Raw genomic sequence first — 14,739 nt, 5'->3', positions numbered from 1 at the left:
GCTCTTCCGATCTCCTTCGAGCGCAACGCCTGCACGACCTGCTTCGGCGTCCAGGCGGTCAACACGAACTTCTTCGAGAACGCCGTCCCGGACTTCGTGAAGTCGAAGGTCGGAGCGGCCTCGGCGCAGAAGGCGGCGTACTTCTACACCAACGCCGGCGCTGCTGCGCAGAACGCGACGGCCCAGACGAACGCCATGGAGCGGCGGGGAATGAAGTTCCCGGTGCTCCAGGGGATCGACACCTCGGAGTTCAACTACTCGACCTACGTGCAGCAGATGAAGGACAACGACATCAAGGTCGTCTTCTTCACCACCTCCTACCAATACTCGGCCCGGATGCTCAAGGCGATGGAGCAGCAGAACTTCAAGCCCGAGCTCTACATGCGCGACCCCACCGACTACAACCCGGAGTTCGTCGAGCAGGCCGGCTCCGCCGGTGAGGGCACGACGGTCTTCATGAACTTCACCCCCTTCGAGGAGGTCGGGAGCAACCCCGAGACCGCTCGCTACGTCGGGTCGCTCCAGGCCGTGAAGCCGAGTGCCAACCCCGCGTTCTTCGGGGCCTTCTCCTGGTCGGCAGGCGTGCTCTTCACCGAGCTCGCCACCAAGCTCGGCGGCAAGCTGTCCCGCGAGACGCTCCTGGCCGAGGTCAGGAAGGTCAACGACTGGACCGCCAACGGCATGCACGCCCCGCAGCCGGTGGGGAGCAAGGGCACCGGAGAGTGCTGGCGCTTCGTCACTCTCACCGGCGGTCAGTGGAAGCCCGACGGCAGCACGAAGTACACCTGCAACGGGCTCTCCTCGGCCAAGTAGCAACCCGACCGATCCTGCCTACTCACACCTCACTCACGGAGACCTGATGATCAGTACCCGGCGCCGCGCGGCAGCCCTCGCGCTGGCCGCGAGCCTCGCGCTGGCCGGTTGCGGCTCGCAGCTCGACCCTGCCGACCTGGCGGGGGTCTCTGCGAGTGGGCAGGCCGCGAGCGGCGGCGACGTGCTCGATCCCGGCGTGGGTGTGACCGACCTCGACCCCAGCAGCGACCCGGGCGCGATCCCGGACTCCGGCGGCGAGGTCCCGGACGTCGGCGGGGGTCCGGTGGGTGCCAGCGGTCCGGTCGACTCCGGCAGCCCGGGGGACCCCGACGGCGGCTCTGCGCCCGGCGCGCCGACGTCCGCTCCCGAGTCGGAGGACGGCGGCCCGAGCGCGGCCTCGTGCGACGGCTTCGACGACGACCAGCCCGGCGTGACGGCGTCCACGATCACCCTGGCCAACGTCGCCGACATCTCCGGCCCCGTCCCGGGGATCTTCGAGTCGGCCCGCCAGGCCACCAAGGCCTACGTCACCTACTTCAACGCGACCCAGAAGCTGTGCGGACGCTCGATCAAGCTGCTCGAGCTCGACTCGCGTGCGGATGCCGGAGCCGACCAGCAGGCCTATGCCCGGGCGTGCACGGAGACGTTCGCCGCAGTCGGGTCGATGTCGGCCTTCGACTCCGGTGGCGCTGCGACGGCCGAGGAGTGCGGTCTGCCCGACGTGCGCTCCACCTCGGTCAACCCGGAGCGGTCGAAGTGCAAGACGTGCTTCTCGGCCCAGTCGCTGGCGCCCGGTCTCGTGCCGGACGCGTTGCCCGACTACTTCTCCAGCGTCAACAAGTCGGCCACCCAAAACGTCGCCCTGATGTACGTCAACGCGGGCGCCGCACCGGTCAACGCTGCCTCCTTCAAGAAGGCGTGGGAGACCCGGGGGTGGAAGGTCAACTACTTCCAGGGCATCGACGTCGCGGAGTTCAACTTCGCGCCCTACGTGCAGCAGATGAAGGACCGGGGCATCGAGCTCGTCTACTACGTGGGGCCCTACCAGACCACGATCAAGATCCAGCAGACGATGAAGCAGCAGGGCTTCGAGCCCGAGATCTACCTCCAGGACTCCACGATCTACGACGCCAGGTACGTCGAGCAGGCCGGCGACGTCGCCGAAGGTTCCTACGCCTACTCCAGCACCGCGCTGTTCGACGACACCAGCAACCCGGAGATGAAGCTCTACCGCGCCTGGCTCGAGCAGGTCAGCCCGGGCGCCGACCCGAATTTCTTCGGCGCCTACGCATGGTCGGCCGCGCGGCTCTTCCTGGACACCGCCCTCGAGCTCGGCGGTGACCTCACCCGCCCCGCGATGATCGGCAAGGTCGCCAAGGTGAACAACTGGACCGGGAACGGCCTGCACGGTCCGCAGGGCGTGGGGCCGAAGCAGACGGGCAAGTGCCTGAAGATCATTCAACTCACCGGCGGCAGCTGGAAGCAGGTGTCGAAGGGGAACTACCTCTGCGGTGACCTGGTCAGCACCGGACTAGGAGGCTGAGCATGGACAAGTTCCTCGCCTATCTGATTCCAGGCATCTTCACCGGCTCGGCCTACGCGATCGCTGCGAGCGGCCTGGTGCTCACCTACACCACCACGCGGGTCTTCAACATCGCCCACGGCGCCTTCGGCATGGTTATGGCGTTCCTGTTCTGGGACTTCTCCCAGCGGCAGGGCCTGCCGGTGTGGCTGTCGTTGGCTCTGGTGCTCTTCGTGGTGGCGCCGCTCATCGGCTTCCTCATCCAGCGCTTCGTGGCGCGCGGGCTCGGGGACTCCCCGGTCAGCGTGTCGCTGGTCGTCACGGTCGGGCTGTTCGTCGGACTGATCGGCGCCGCGACCGCGATCTGGCCGCCGGAGCCGCGCTTCGTGCCGCCGCTGCTGTCCGACGAGACCGGGAACGACAAGAGCTTCGGCATCGGTGAGACCGTGGTGACGGCCCAGCAGGTCATCACCGTGCTGGCCTCGATCGCCGTGGCGGTCGCGCTCTACATGCTCCTGACCCGCACCCGCATCGGCACGGCCATGCGTGCCTCGGTCGACAACCCCGAGCTGCTCAAGCTCTACGGCGGCAAGCCCGACACCGTCGCCGCGCTGTCGTGGGCGATCGGCATCTCCCTGGCCGCACTGGCCGGCATCCTCCTCGTCCCGGTGGTCGGCCTGGGCTACTTCGAGCTGACTCTGCTGGTCATCAACGCCTACGCCGCAGCGATGGTCGGTCGGTTGAAGAGCCTTCCGCTGACCTTCGCCGGCGCCATGGGGCTGGGCATCGTCGACTCGATGGCGTTGGGCTACATCCCCACCGAGAGCTTCCTGGCCGACATCCGTCCGGTCGTCCCGCCGCTGTTCCTCTTCGCCGCGCTCGTGCTGCTGCCGCAGGCACAGCTGCGGATCGGTCAGGTCAAGGGCATCGTGTCGGCCCCGGTGCCGACGGTGCCCCGGATGGCGGTGACCGGCGTGGTGTTCCTGATCGCGATGTTCGTCGTGGTCTCGCCGATGCCCGAGGCGCGGCTGCTGCTGGTCGGCACGGCAGCGACCTACGCGATGGTGATGCTCTCGCTGGTGCTGCTGACCGGCTACGGCGGGCATGTCTCGCTCGCCCAGCTCACCTTTGCCGGGGTCGGGGCGCTGGCCTACGCCAAGCTCGACTCGCCCAACCTCATCGGCCTGCTCCTCTCCGCGCTGATCGCCGTCGGCGTCGGTGCGCTGGTCGCGCTTCCGGTGCTGCGCCTGACCGGGCTCTACCTCGCGCTCTCGACGCTGGCGTTCGGCGTGCTCATGGACAAGGTGGTCTTCCAGAACGAGCGTGCCTTCGGCTTCGGTGGCGCGCTGGAGGCCAAGCGGATGTCGTTCTTCGGCAACACCGTCGAGACCACGCAGGCCTACGTGATGGTGATGGGCGTCTTCTTCGTGCTCGTGGCCATGGGCATCCTGATCCTGCGCCGCGGTGTGCTCGGACGGCTCCTGGTCGCCATGCGCGACAGCCCGGCCGCCTGCGGCACCCTCGGGCTCGACCTGCGCTGGGCGCGGGTCGCGCTCTTCGGTCTGTCCGCCGGCGTTGCCGGCCTGGCAGGGGCGCTGTTCGCCGGCCTGCGCGGCACCATCGGTGCGGCCGACTTCCAGTACTTCAACAGCCTGCCGCTGCTCCTGCTCGCCGTGGTCTTCGGGATCACCTCCGTCACCGGCGCGACGCTGGGCGGCATCGGCCTGATGCTCCTGCCGGTGCTGTCGGGGTCCAGCCCGGTGGCCGGCGGCATCGTGTTCCTGATCATCGGCTTCGGCGCCGTCTTCGCCGGCCGTGACCCCAACGGTCTGGCCAACCTGCTCTTCCGACTCGGTCGGATGCTGCGGGCCAAGGTGATGGCCCGGGTCGACCTCAACCTGCCGTCGCTCCCGCCACGGCGCTCCTCGTTCGGCGGGGCCACGGTGGCCGTGTCTGCCGACGAGCCCGTCGACGGGTCCGCCCACGAGATCGACGACACGCGAGGCGACGGTATCCCGGTCGCCGCTGGATCGAAGGAGTCCCGATGAGCCTGCTCGAGGTCGACGACGTCGTCATGCAGTTCGGTGGGGTGACCGCGGTCAACCATGCGAGCTTCGAGGCCGAGGCCGGTCACGTGACGGGCCTCATCGGTCCCAACGGTGCCGGCAAGACGACGTGCTTCAACATCATCAGCGGCCTGCAGCGCCCCACGAAGGGCAAGGTCCACTTCGACGGCAAGAACGTCACGTCGGTGCCGGTGCACCGGCGTTCCAAGCGCGGCATGGGCCGCACGTTCCAGCGCCTCGAGGCGTTCGGGTCGCTCTCGGTGCGCGAGAACGTCCGCGTGGCCCTCGACATCCACCGCGGCGTCAAGGGCATGCTCAAGCCCGCACGCGCCGACATCGACCACCTCCTCGAGCGGGTCGGCATCGCGTCGTACGCCGACGACCGCGCCGACTCGATCCCCACCGGCACCGCCCGGCTCCTCGAGCTGGCCCGCTGCCTGGCCGGTGACCCCCAGCTGCTGCTCCTCGACGAGCCCTCCTCGGGCCTCGACGAGACCGAGACCGATGCCTTCGGCGAGCTTCTTCGCGACCTGGCCGCCGAGGGCCGCGCGATCCTGATGGTCGAGCACGACATGGACCTCGTCATGGGCGTCTGCGACACCATCCGGGTGCTCGACTTCGGCGAGGTGATCGCGGTCGGCGACCCGGCCGCCATCCGCGCCGACAAGCGTGTGCAGCAGGCCTACCTCGGCTACGCCGACGACGGCGACGACGACCAGGACGACCAGGACGACCAGCCGGTCGGCTCCCACGCCGCGGGACACGACGACCAGACCCTGGTGATCCCCGCAGTGTCTGCGACAGAAGGAGTCTCCTGATGAGCGTGCCGATCCTCGAGCTGTGCGACGTCACGGCCGCCTACGGACGCATCGAGGTGCTGCGCGGCGTCAACCTCACGGTGCCTCGCGGGGCCGTGATGGCCCTGCTGGGGCCCAACGGCGCCGGCAAGTCGACCCTGGTGCAGGTGATCTCCGGGCAGAAGGAAGCCACCGGCGGCGACATCCACCTCGGTGGCGTCAACGTGCGCAACGCCGCTCCGGAAGAGCTGGCCCGGCTCGGGCTGTGCACCGTGCCGGAGGGTCGCTCGGTCTTCCCCAACCTCACGGTCGAGGAGAACCTCACCCTGATGTCGTACGCCGGGGTCTCGACCGAGGCGGTCCTCGAGACGGCCTACGCCTACTTCCCGCGGCTCTCCGAGCGGCGCAAGCAGCTCGCCGGCACGATGTCGGGCGGAGAGCAGCAGATGCTGGCCATGTCGCGGGCGCTGGCCTCCGACCCGGCCCTCCTGCTCCTTGACGAGCTCTCCATGGGTTTGGCCCCGCTGATCGTCGACGAGCTCTACGACACCGTCCAGCAGATCGCCGAGTCCGGCGTCTCGATCCTCTGCATCGAGCAGTTCGCTCGCACGGCCCTACGGGTCTCCGACTACGCCGCGGTGATGTCCGGCGGTCGCATCGTTGCGACCGGCGAACCCGACGAAGTCCTCGAAACCATGTCCGACGTGATCCTCGGAGGAGCAGCATGAGCACCATGACCACCACTCAGGGCACCAAGGCAACGTCCCGGCGGCGCGTGAGCCTCCCGTTGGCGGCAGCCGCCGTGATCGGCGCGATGCTCCCGTTCGGTGTCAGCCCGGTCGAGGCAGCCTCGCCGACCGAGCGAGTGGCGCCTCAGCTCAAGCAGGCGGCCGACCCGGGGTACGCCGGCTACGCCAGCACCGCGAGCGGCTCGCCGATCCGCGTCGAGATCTACGAACCGACGATCCCGATCCCGGCGAGCCCGCAGGCGGAGCTCAACTACGGCTACTCCGCCATCGTCGCGGACTCGACCAGCGCTCGCTCCCGCGCCAGCTATCTGTGGCCCGGCGACTCGGTGGGCGAGGGGTTCAAGACGATCGTCGAGAACCTCGGCTTCCCCGAGGAGATCTCCGGCCCACTCGGTGAGCAGGGCTATGCGGTCCAGGTCAACGCGGTCTTCCCCGGAGGGCCCGAGAGCGAGACCGACGAGCCGTTCCCCGGCACCGTGCAGCGCGCCACCGCCAAGGAGGACTTCGCGGTCGCCAGCAACGGGTACTCCACCGACGGTGAGGTCAAGGACGAGGACGACACCAAGGGCGGCAACGACGGCAACGGCGAGGGTGGCACCGGCACGCCCCTCGACGAGATCCTCGAGAACCTCCCGAACGCGTCCGGCGGCCTCGGCGGCCTGCTTGGCAGCAGCGCCGCCCCGATGCGGGCCCGCGCGGCGGAGGAGCCCCCGCCCACGCCCCTGCTCCCGCCCGAGCTCTCGGTGCTGCTCGACACCGGAGGCTTCAGCTCGATCAGCCGGACGTCGTCCGACAAGATCGCGCTCTCCCAGTCTCGTGCCAACGTCGGCAACATCAGCCTCCTCGGTGGTCTGGTGACGATCGAGGGCGTCAAGACCCTCGCGCGCACGACCAGTGACGGCAAGAAGGGCAAGGCCGAGGGGGAGGCCGTCTACGGCGACCTGGTCGCCTTCGGCCAGCGGTTCCGCTACGGCACCGACGGCTACGAGGCGGTGGGCCAGAAGGACAAGATCCCCGGTCTGCCGGACGACGCCGCCAAGGCGCTGGAGACGATCGGACTGAAGATCTCGACGCCCAAGCCGCAGCTCACGACCGACGGCGACGCTGCCACGGCGCTCGTGCGCGGCCTCGTGCTCGACTTCGACACCACCGCGCTGAAGTCGCAGCTCGGACCGGTGACGGACCTGCTCAACACCCTCGCCGGGTCCATCCCCGACGACGCCAAGGACCTCCGGTCCCTCGTGCAGGCGGCGGCCAACCTCTCGCCCCGCATCGTCTTCGTCCTGGGCACGTCCTCCAGCGACGTCGACACCTCCCAGCCGATCGTGATCCCCGAGGTCGAGATCCCCGTGACCGAGCCCGAGACCGCCGAGCAGCCTGCGGCTCCGTCCGGCGGCGGTTCGAGCAGCGTCTCCACGGGTGGCACCGACTCGGCGGCGCCCGACTCGAGCGCACCGATCGGCGAGTCGCCGACCACCACGACCGACAGCGGCGACATCGTCCCGGTGGTGGCCTCCCAGCAGCCCGGTCTGCCGGCGTTGTTCTCGATCCCGACCCTGATGATCCTGCTGGGCGTCGGGCTGGCCTCGCTGTTCGGCTCCTACGTACGACGTCTCGGTCTCGCCGCGCTCGGTGGCTCGGCGTCCTGCCCGCACGGCCTCACCTCCGGCCTCCCCGACCTGCGAAAGATGAGCTGACATGAGCACTCACACCACGGCCCCGACCAGCTCGTCGACCCAGCCGGAGCGCGCCTCCGGCAGTCGGATGGGCGCCGGCACCAGCAGCCTGCCCCGCGCCGGTGCGGGCCGCGGCTCCGGGGTCTCGCCGATCAAGGGCAACAACGCCCAGCTGCTGCAGACGGTGCTCTTCTGGGCCGGCGCGATCATGATGCCGCTGGGCATCGTGGTCATCCTGCTCGGCTACTACGGCGTGGCCAACTCGGTCTACGACTTCGAGCGGGAGGCCTACACCGCCTCGGGCGGGTTCCTCGGTCTGGCGATCACGTTCCTCGGTGGGTTCCTCTACTTCGGTGCCTGGTTGGCGCGGATCGCCTACGACAACCAGCAGTCCTCGCAGCGCCTGGCCGACACCCTGCTGGTGCTGGCCGACGTCACGTCGGCAGCCGCGGCCACGCACTCGCCCGTCGCGGACGTCGCCGCCCTCCCGGTGACCGCCGGCAACGGCACGACGCTGCACCGTCGTGACTGCGCCCTGATCGCGCACCGCGACGACCTCGAGCCCGGCGGTGGCCGCACCGGCCTCACCGAGTGCCGCGTCTGCAAGCCCTGACCGACCTCGCCCCGACCACGATGCGGTTCGGTGTGCTCGTCGAGCAGCCTCGGAGGCTGAGCAGCGAGCGCCAGCGAGCGTAGGCGAAGCGCCGTGACGCGCACGGCTTTCTTTACCGGCTCCCGGGGCTTCGTCGACGGCTCGTTCCTCGCCTGCTCAGCCTCCGGGTGTCGCGCCTGTTGGACCGCCCAGAAGACCGCTTCGGGAGTTGCCGGCGACGCGAGGTCGACGCTCACAGGAGCGCCGTCCGGCGCGAAGGCCGCGCACGCTGCGCGGAGCGCCTCGCGCACCGAGAAGGCCAACATCAGGGGCGGCTCGCCGACCGCCTTCGAGCCGTAGACGACGCCGTCCTCGTGGGCCTTCTCGAGAAGCGCGACGTTGAAGACCTCCGGCATCTCGGAGAACGACGGCAGCTTGTAGGTGCTGGCCGACGACGTGGTCAGCCGTCCGCGGCCAGGACCGTCGGAGGAGTCCCAGCGCAGGTCCTCCAACGTCAGCCACCCGGCACCCTGCACGAAGCCGCCCTCGATCTGACCGAGGTCGATCAGCGGTGACAACGAGTCGCCGACGTCGTGCACGATGTCGACGCGCCGGGTGCGGTAGGCGCCGGTGAAGCCGTCGACCTCCATCTCGGCCGCGGCGACGCCGTAGGCGAAGTACTTGAAGGGGTGCCCGCGCATGATGGTGGAGTCCCAGTGGAGCCCCTCGGTCTTGTAGAAGCCGGCCGCCCACAGCTGCACGCGGGAGAAGTACGCCGTGCGCACGAGCTCGTCCCAGGGAAGCCCTCGCCCGGCATCGACCTCGCGCAGCCGGGCGGTGATCTGGTCGCACGCATCCTTGATCGCCGCACCGTTGAGGTCGGCGCCCGAGCTCGCCGCCGTCGCGGAGGTGTTGGGCACCTTGTCGGTCCGGGTCGGTGCGAGTCGCACCCGCGAGAGCGGGACCCCCAGCGCGGTGGCCGCGACCTGGATCATCTTGGTGTGCAGGCCCTGGCCCATCTCGGTGCCGCCGTGGTTGATCAGCACCGAGCCGTCCTTGTAGACGTGCACGAGCGCGCCGGCCTGGTTGAAGGCGGTGAAGTTGAACGAGATGCCGAACTTCACCGGCGTCAGCGCCAACCCGCGCTTGGTGTGCTCGTGCGCAACGTTGTACGCCGTCACCGCGGCCTCGCGCGCCGCGATGTCGGCGGTGTCGATCAGCTGGTCCCAGGCGGCGGTGATCCGCGAGGCGTGCCGCACCGGTTGGCCGTACGGCGTCTCCTGGTCGTCGACGTAGAAGTTGCGGCGCCTCAGCTCGCGCGGCTCGAGGCCGAGCAGCGGCGCGCACCGGCCCAGGATGTCCTCGATCACGAACATGCCCTGCGGGCCGCCGAAGCCGCGGAAGGCCGTCTGCGACGTCTTGTGGGTGCGGGCGACGCGACCGTTGAAGCGCACGTCGGGGATCCAGTAGGCGTTGTCGACGTGGCACAGCGCTCGGGCCAGGACCGGCTCCGACAGGTCGAGGCTCCACCCGCCGTCGGAGGTCAGGGTCGCGTCGAGGGCCACCAGTCGGCCGGACTCGTCGAACCCGACGCGCCACTGCGCGTCGAAGCCGTGACGCTTGCCCGTCAGCGCCATGTCCTGCTGGCGGGTGAGGCGCAGCCGCACCGGTCGTCCGGTGAGCCGGGTGCCGAGGGCGGCGATCGCGGCGAAGCCGTGCGGCTGCATCTCCGTGCCCCCGAACCCGCCTCCCATCCGCAGGCACTGCACGGTGACCTCGTGACTGGCGAGCCCGAGCACGTGGGCCACGATCTCCTGCGTCTCGGTCGGGTGCTGGGTGCTCGACTGCACGAACACCTGGCCGGCCTCGTCGACGTGCGCCAGCGAGCAGTGCGTCTCGAGGTAGAAGTGCTCCTGACCGGCGAAGTCGATCGCGCCACTGAAGACGTGGTCGGCGCCGGCGAGGGCCGCCTCGACGTCGCCACGGGCGAGCGTCGGCCGGCCGCCCTGGAAGCTCTCGGCAGCAATCGCCTCGGCCACGGTGATGATCGCGGGCAGCGGCTCGTAGTCGACCTCGACGGCCAGGGCACCTCGTCGGGCTGCCTCCAAGGTCTCGCCCAGCACCCAGCACACGGCGTGGCCGTGAAACATGACCTCGTCGGGGAAGAGTGGCTCGTCGTGCTTGACCCCCGCGTCGTTGACCCCGGGCACGTCGACGCCGGTCAGCACGCGCACGACGCCGGGCACGTCGTACGCCGGGTCGGTGCGCAGCGCCGTCACGCGGGCGTGGGCGTGGGGTGACGTGACCGGGTGGGCGTGCAGCACGCCGTGGGTGCGCTGCACCAGGTCGTCGGTGTAGAGCGCGGCGCCGGTGACCTGCAGGGCGGCCCTCTCGTGAGGGACGTCGAGGCCGACGGCGACCTCGCGCTGCGGGAGACGCGACAGGTCGCTGCCCTCGGCGCTCATCGGGCGACCTCCTGGCTCTCGTGCCACAGCCGGGGCAGCGCCTGGCCGAGCATCGCTGCGCGGTAGGCCGCGCTCGCGCGCTGGTCGCCGATCGGGGTGCCCTCGGTGGCCAGCACCGTGGCTGCCGCGGCGACGGTCTCGCCGTCCCAAGGCTGTCCGGTCAGCGACGTCTCGGTGGCGAGGGCCCGCAGCGGCGTCGCGGCGACCCCGCCCAGGCCGATCCGGGCCCGCGCCACGACCCCGTCGCTGACGTCGAGCGCGATCGCGACCGCCACCCCGGAGATGTCGTCGAAGCGGCGCTTCGCGATCTTGTGGAAGCCCGTCACCCCGGCGAGCGGTCGGGGGATGCGAACGGCACGGATCAGCTCGTCGGGTCGTTTCACGGTCTCGCGGTAGCCGGTGAAGTACGACGCCAGCGGCACCTCGCGCTCGCCGTCGAGCGACACCAGCACGAGCGTGGCGTCGAGCGCGAGGAGGGCCGGTGCGGTGTCGCCGATCGGGGAGGCCGTGCCGAGGTTGCCGCCGAGCGTCGCGCCGTTGCGGATCAGTCGCGAGGCGAACTGCGGGAGCGCTGCTTCCAGCAGCGGCACCGACGTCTCGCCGGTGAGCCTGGCCTCGATCTCCGAGAGCGTCAGTGCCGCACCCACCTCGATCGCCTCGTCGGTGACCACGAGCCCGCGCAGCTCGGACAGCCGGTCCAGCGCCACGACGTACGGCGCGCGCAGTCCGCGCAGGTTGACCTCGACGCCGTGGTCGGTGCAGCCCGCGACAGGGACGGCGTCCGGGTGCTCGGCGAGGAGCCGCAACGCCTCGTCCAGGTCGCGCGGGCGCACGAAGACGCCGTCCGGGTCGGTGAGTCGGGTCGGAGCCGGGGCCGGAGCCGGGGAGCCGGCGCGCGTGGCCAGGACGTCGTCGGAGGCGGGGGCGCCGAGGGCGAAGGCGGCGTCGCGGATCGGTCGGTAGCCGGTGCAGCGGCACAGGTTGCCGCTCAGGGCGTGGAGGTCGAAGCCGTTGGCCCCGACCTCGTCGGTGCCGGCCCCGGGGGAACGGTCAGGGCGGTAGAACTCTGCGGCCATGCTGCACACGAAACCGGGCGTGCAGTAGCCGCACTGCGAACCCCCGCGGACCGCCATCTCGTGCTGCACCTGGTGCAGCGACTCGGGCGGGGTGGGGGAGCCGAGACCTTCGGCGGTGACGACCTCCTGCCCGTCCAGCGACGCGGCGGGCACCAGGCAGGCGTTCAGCGCGATCCAGCGCGTCGCGTCGGGATCGAGCGGGTCAGGACGGGCGACCATGACCGCACAGGCGCCGCACTCGCCCTCCGCGCAGCCCTCCTTGGCTCCGGTCAGACCCTGCTCGCGGAGCCAGTCGAGGGCCGAGGTGTGCACGCGTGCGTCACCCAGCGGCAGTGATCGCCCGTTGACGTTGATCCGGACGCCGTCGTCCGTGACCCCCGCCGATCCCTCGTCCATCTGAGCCCGCCCGTCCTCGTCAGGCGATCAGTCTAGGAGTGACCGACGCCACACGCGCGTCGCTCGCGGCCGCGCCCTCTAGTCTCACGGGGTGTCTGCCGCCGAACGCCTCTCGTTCAGGCGCGGAACACGTCTGGGGATCCCCTTCGCCGCGGTGGCGTTCCTGCTGTCGTCGTCCTTCGGCGTGGTGGCCGTGCAGGCCGGGTTCTCGCCCCTCCAGGCGGTGGTGATGTCGGTCCTGGTCAACGCCGGTGCTGCGCAGTTCGCCGCGACGGCGATCGTCGCGGCCGGTGGCGGCGTCCTGCCGGGCGTGCTCGCCGCGACGCTGATGAACGCCCGCTTCCTGGCGATGGGCGCAGCCCTGGCGCCCTCGCTCCCGGGCGGCCCGGTGAGCCGGGCCCTCCAGGGCCAGGCCAACGTCGATCCGTCGTGGGCGGTCGCCAACAACGGCGACGGCACCTTCGACCGGTGGGTCCTCTTCGGCGCCAGCGCCCCGCAGTACGTCGGCTGGGTCACCGGCACGCTGGTCGGTGCGCTCAGCGGCGACCTGCTCGGCGACGTCGAGCGGCTGGGGCTGGACGCCATCTACCCGACGTTCTTCCTCGCCCTGCTGGTCACGGAGCTGCGGCGACCGGCCTCGCGCCGGGTCGCTCTCGTCGGGGCGGTGGTCTCCCTGGCGCTGGTGCCGTTCGTGCCTCCGGGCGTGCCGATCCTCGTCGCGGCCTCTGTCGCCCTGATCGGGCTGGCGCGATGACCGGCCCGGCGCAGGACCACCTGTGGCTCCTGATCGGCCTGATCGCGGTCGTGACCGTGGTGATCAAGGCCTTCGGTCCGGTGGTCCTCGGGGGCCGTGCCCTCCCGCCGGCGGCGACGAAGGTCCTGGTGCTGCTGCCGGCCGTCGTCCTCGCCGCCCTGGTGGCGACGTCGACACTCGCCGACGGACCCGCTCTGCAGGTCGATGCGCGCACCGTCGGCGTCGCGGTCGGCGGCTTCCTGCTCTGGCGTGGTCGACCGATGCTGCTGGCCGTCGTCGTGGCGGTGGCGGTGACCGCTGCCCTGCGGGCAGTCGGCTGAGAGGTACGTTCGCCCGCGTGAGTGAGCAGTGAGTGACCCGACCCTCCAGGTGCTGGCGCTCCTGGCGCTGGCGGCCCTCGCGGCCGGGTTCGTGGACGCCGTCGTGGGCGGCGGCGGACTGATCCAGCTGCCGGCCCTGCTCCTCGGCCTGCCGGGCGCCAGCCCGGTGCAGGTGCTCGCCACCAACAAGCTCGCCTCGATCTGCGGCACGAGTGTCAGCTCGGTGACCTACTACCGCCGGGTGCGCCCCGACCCCAAGACGTTCGGTCCGCTGATGCTCTTCGCCTTCGTCGGCTCGGCCGGCGGGGCGGCGCTGGCGAGCCGGCTGCCCGGCCAGGCCTTCGACCCCATCGTGCTCGCAGCGCTGGTGATTGTGGGCGCCTACGTGCTCTTCAAGCCCGACCTCGGCGGCGACACCATGCTCCGGCACGTGGGGCACCGGCACACCTCGATCGCGATGCTCACCGGACTGGCCATCGGCTTCTACGACGGCGCGCTGGGTCCCGGCACCGGCAGCTTCTTCGTCTTCACCCTCGTCGGGCTGCTGGGCTACAGCTTTCTCGAGGCGAGCGCCAAGGCACGGATGGCCAACTGGGCCACCAACCTCGCTGCGCTGTGCGTCTTCGTCCCGCAGGGCGCGGTGCTGTGGAAGGTCGGCCTGGTGATGGGGGCGGCCAACCTGATCGGTGGCTACCTCGGAGCCCGTACGGCGGTCGCGCGCGGCGCCGGCTTCGTGCGGGTCTTCTTCATGCTGGTCGTCTCGGCCTTCATCGTGCGCATCGGCGGCGAGGTCGTCGGGCTGTGGTGAGCCGCTACCGCACGATCCGTCGTGACGCGGTCGCCGAGATCGAGGTCAAGCGGTCGCGCTTCAGGTGTGTCGTCGAGCGGGTCGCCACCGAGGACGATGCCCGCGCCGTCGTCGAGCGTCTTCGAGCCGAGTACCGCGACGCGCGGCATCACTGCTCGGCGCTGGTGCTCGGACCGGGCAGCCCCGACGGTGAGGTCGAGCGCGCCCACGACGACGGGGAGCCGTCCGGCACCGCCGGGGCGCCCATGCTCGAGGTGCTGCGGGGAGCCGAGGTCGCCGACGTCGTGGCCGTCGTGACCCGGTGGTTCGGGGGCACGCTGCTGGGCGCGGGAGGACTCGTGCGCGCCTACTCCGACGCGGTGCGGGTCGCCGTGGAGCAGGCCGGCACCCGCGAACGCGCCCTGCTCCACGAGCTCGACCTCACGGTCGGGCACGCGGAGGCCGGCCGGATCGAGAGCGACCTGCGGGCACGAGGCATGGTCGTTCTCGACACCGGCTACGGCGCCGACGTCTCGCTGCTCCTAGGGGTCGAGCCCGACCAGGAGCAGACGCTGCACGCCGCGCTCGCCGAGCTCACCGGTGGGCGGATGGAGGCGACCCGGGTCGGGGAGCGCTGGGTCGACGTAGGTTGAGGCCATGAGCATCCCGGTGGACGTCGCAGACCTCAACACCGCGCTCGCCGACTTCGGCGCGGGCTACCTCCTC

Annotated in this window: 12 protein-coding genes; 10 read left to right on the top strand and 2 right to left on the bottom strand. The window is 70.8% G+C overall.

From position 1 onward, the window contains the following. The 6 genes from VOI19_RS02940 to VOI19_RS02915 all read left to right on the top strand — a co-directional run. The coding region (locus VOI19_RS02940; RefSeq protein ID WP_323791463.1) for an ABC transporter substrate-binding protein at window positions 1–813 on the top strand (813 nt) is incomplete at its 5' end. A 46-nt stretch (window positions 814–859) separates the two neighbouring features. Further along, window positions 860–2,356: an ABC transporter substrate-binding protein gene (locus tag VOI19_RS02935; protein ID WP_323791462.1), complete on the top strand. Its 1,497-nt coding sequence runs from the start codon at window positions 860–862 to the stop codon at window positions 2,354–2,356. 2 nt (window positions 2,357–2,358) lie between these two features. Continuing rightward, window positions 2,359–4,383: an ABC transporter permease gene (locus VOI19_RS02930; RefSeq protein WP_323791461.1), complete on the top strand. Its 2,025-nt coding sequence runs from the start codon at window positions 2,359–2,361 to the stop codon at window positions 4,381–4,383. Beyond that, window positions 4,380–5,219: an ABC transporter ATP-binding protein gene (locus VOI19_RS02925; RefSeq protein WP_323791460.1), complete on the top strand. Its 840-nt coding sequence runs from the start codon at window positions 4,380–4,382 to the stop codon at window positions 5,217–5,219. Before VOI19_RS02930 ends, VOI19_RS02925 begins: the two co-directional genes overlap by 4 nt. Beyond that, window positions 5,219–5,926 carry an ABC transporter ATP-binding protein gene (locus tag VOI19_RS02920; RefSeq protein ID WP_323791459.1) on the top strand — a complete coding sequence of 236 codons (708 nt, stop codon included), beginning with the start codon at window positions 5,219–5,221 and terminating at the stop codon, window positions 5,924–5,926. The genes VOI19_RS02925 and VOI19_RS02920 overlap by 1 nt, the downstream gene beginning before the upstream one ends. Before the next feature lie 5 nt (window positions 5,927–5,931). Continuing rightward, the gene (locus VOI19_RS02915; protein WP_323791458.1) at window positions 5,932–7,644 is read left to right on the top strand and encodes a choice-of-anchor P family protein; all 1,713 of its coding nucleotides are present in this window, start codon (window positions 5,932–5,934) and stop codon (window positions 7,642–7,644) included. 354 nt (window positions 7,645–7,998) lie between these two features. On the opposite strand, the gene VOI19_RS02910 is transcribed toward VOI19_RS02915, so the two are convergent. Both VOI19_RS02910 and VOI19_RS02905 read right to left on the bottom strand, forming a co-directional pair. Continuing rightward, complete coding sequence (locus VOI19_RS02910; RefSeq protein WP_323791457.1) at window positions 7,999–10,680, bottom strand: xanthine dehydrogenase molybdopterin binding subunit; 2,682 nt, start codon at window positions 10,678–10,680, stop codon at window positions 7,999–8,001. Beyond that, window positions 10,677–12,152, bottom strand: a complete 1,476-nt coding sequence (locus VOI19_RS02905; RefSeq protein ID WP_323791456.1) for a xanthine dehydrogenase small subunit — start codon at window positions 12,150–12,152, stop codon at window positions 10,677–10,679. The genes VOI19_RS02910 and VOI19_RS02905 overlap by 4 nt, the downstream gene beginning before the upstream one ends. Window positions 12,153–12,243: 91 nt before the next feature. Between VOI19_RS02905 and VOI19_RS02900 the strand changes: the two genes are divergently transcribed. Genes VOI19_RS02900 through VOI19_RS02885 form a run of 4 tightly spaced genes read left to right on the top strand, consistent with a single transcriptional unit; the run spans window position 12,244 to window position 14,666 of the window. Then, window positions 12,244–12,906: an AzlC family ABC transporter permease gene (locus VOI19_RS02900; protein ID WP_323791455.1), complete on the top strand. Its 663-nt coding sequence runs from the start codon at window positions 12,244–12,246 to the stop codon at window positions 12,904–12,906. Then, complete coding sequence (locus tag VOI19_RS02895; protein WP_323791454.1) at window positions 12,903–13,226, top strand: AzlD domain-containing protein; 324 nt, start codon at window positions 12,903–12,905, stop codon at window positions 13,224–13,226. Before VOI19_RS02900 ends, VOI19_RS02895 begins: the two co-directional genes overlap by 4 nt. Before the next feature lie 28 nt (window positions 13,227–13,254). Beyond that, window positions 13,255–14,034, top strand: a complete 780-nt coding sequence (locus VOI19_RS02890) for a sulfite exporter TauE/SafE family protein (RefSeq protein ID WP_323791453.1) — start codon at window positions 13,255–13,257, stop codon at window positions 14,032–14,034. Continuing rightward, window positions 14,031–14,666, top strand: a complete 636-nt coding sequence (locus VOI19_RS02885; protein ID WP_323791452.1) for a YigZ family protein — start codon at window positions 14,031–14,033, stop codon at window positions 14,664–14,666. The genes VOI19_RS02890 and VOI19_RS02885 overlap by 4 nt, the downstream gene beginning before the upstream one ends. The last annotated feature ends 73 nt before the right edge of the window (window positions 14,667–14,739 follow it).

Origin of the sequence: Nocardioides sp. (genome assembly GCF_034670285.1) — a bacterium.
In the GTDB taxonomy this organism is placed as follows: Bacteria; Actinomycetota; Actinomycetes; order Propionibacteriales; family Nocardioidaceae; genus Nocardioides.
The sequence above is the reverse complement of the archived record's forward strand: the minus strand, read 5'-3'. Positions and strand labels throughout refer to the sequence as shown.

Excerpts from the sequence above, each read along its gene's own strand:
- VOI19_RS02935 (WP_323791462.1), top strand. The coding sequence starts at position 860 with ATGATCAGTACCCGGCGCCGCGCGGCAGCCCTCGCGCTGGCCGCGAGC.
- VOI19_RS02930 (WP_323791461.1), top strand. The coding sequence starts at position 2,359 with ATGGACAAGTTCCTCGCCTATCTGATTCCAGGCATCTTCACCGGCTCG.
- VOI19_RS02925 (WP_323791460.1), top strand. The coding sequence starts at position 4,380 with ATGAGCCTGCTCGAGGTCGACGACGTCGTCATGCAGTTCGGTGGGGTG.
- VOI19_RS02920 (WP_323791459.1), top strand. The coding sequence starts at position 5,219 with ATGAGCGTGCCGATCCTCGAGCTGTGCGACGTCACGGCCGCCTACGGA.
- VOI19_RS02915 (WP_323791458.1), top strand. The coding sequence starts at position 5,932 with ATGACCACCACTCAGGGCACCAAGGCAACGTCCCGGCGGCGCGTGAGC.
- VOI19_RS02910 (WP_323791457.1), bottom strand. The coding sequence starts at position 10,680 with ATGAGCGCCGAGGGCAGCGACCTGTCGCGTCTCCCGCAGCGCGAGGTC.
- VOI19_RS02905 (WP_323791456.1), bottom strand. The coding sequence starts at position 12,152 with ATGGACGAGGGATCGGCGGGGGTCACGGACGACGGCGTCCGGATCAAC.
- VOI19_RS02895 (WP_323791454.1), top strand. The coding sequence starts at position 12,903 with ATGACCGGCCCGGCGCAGGACCACCTGTGGCTCCTGATCGGCCTGATC.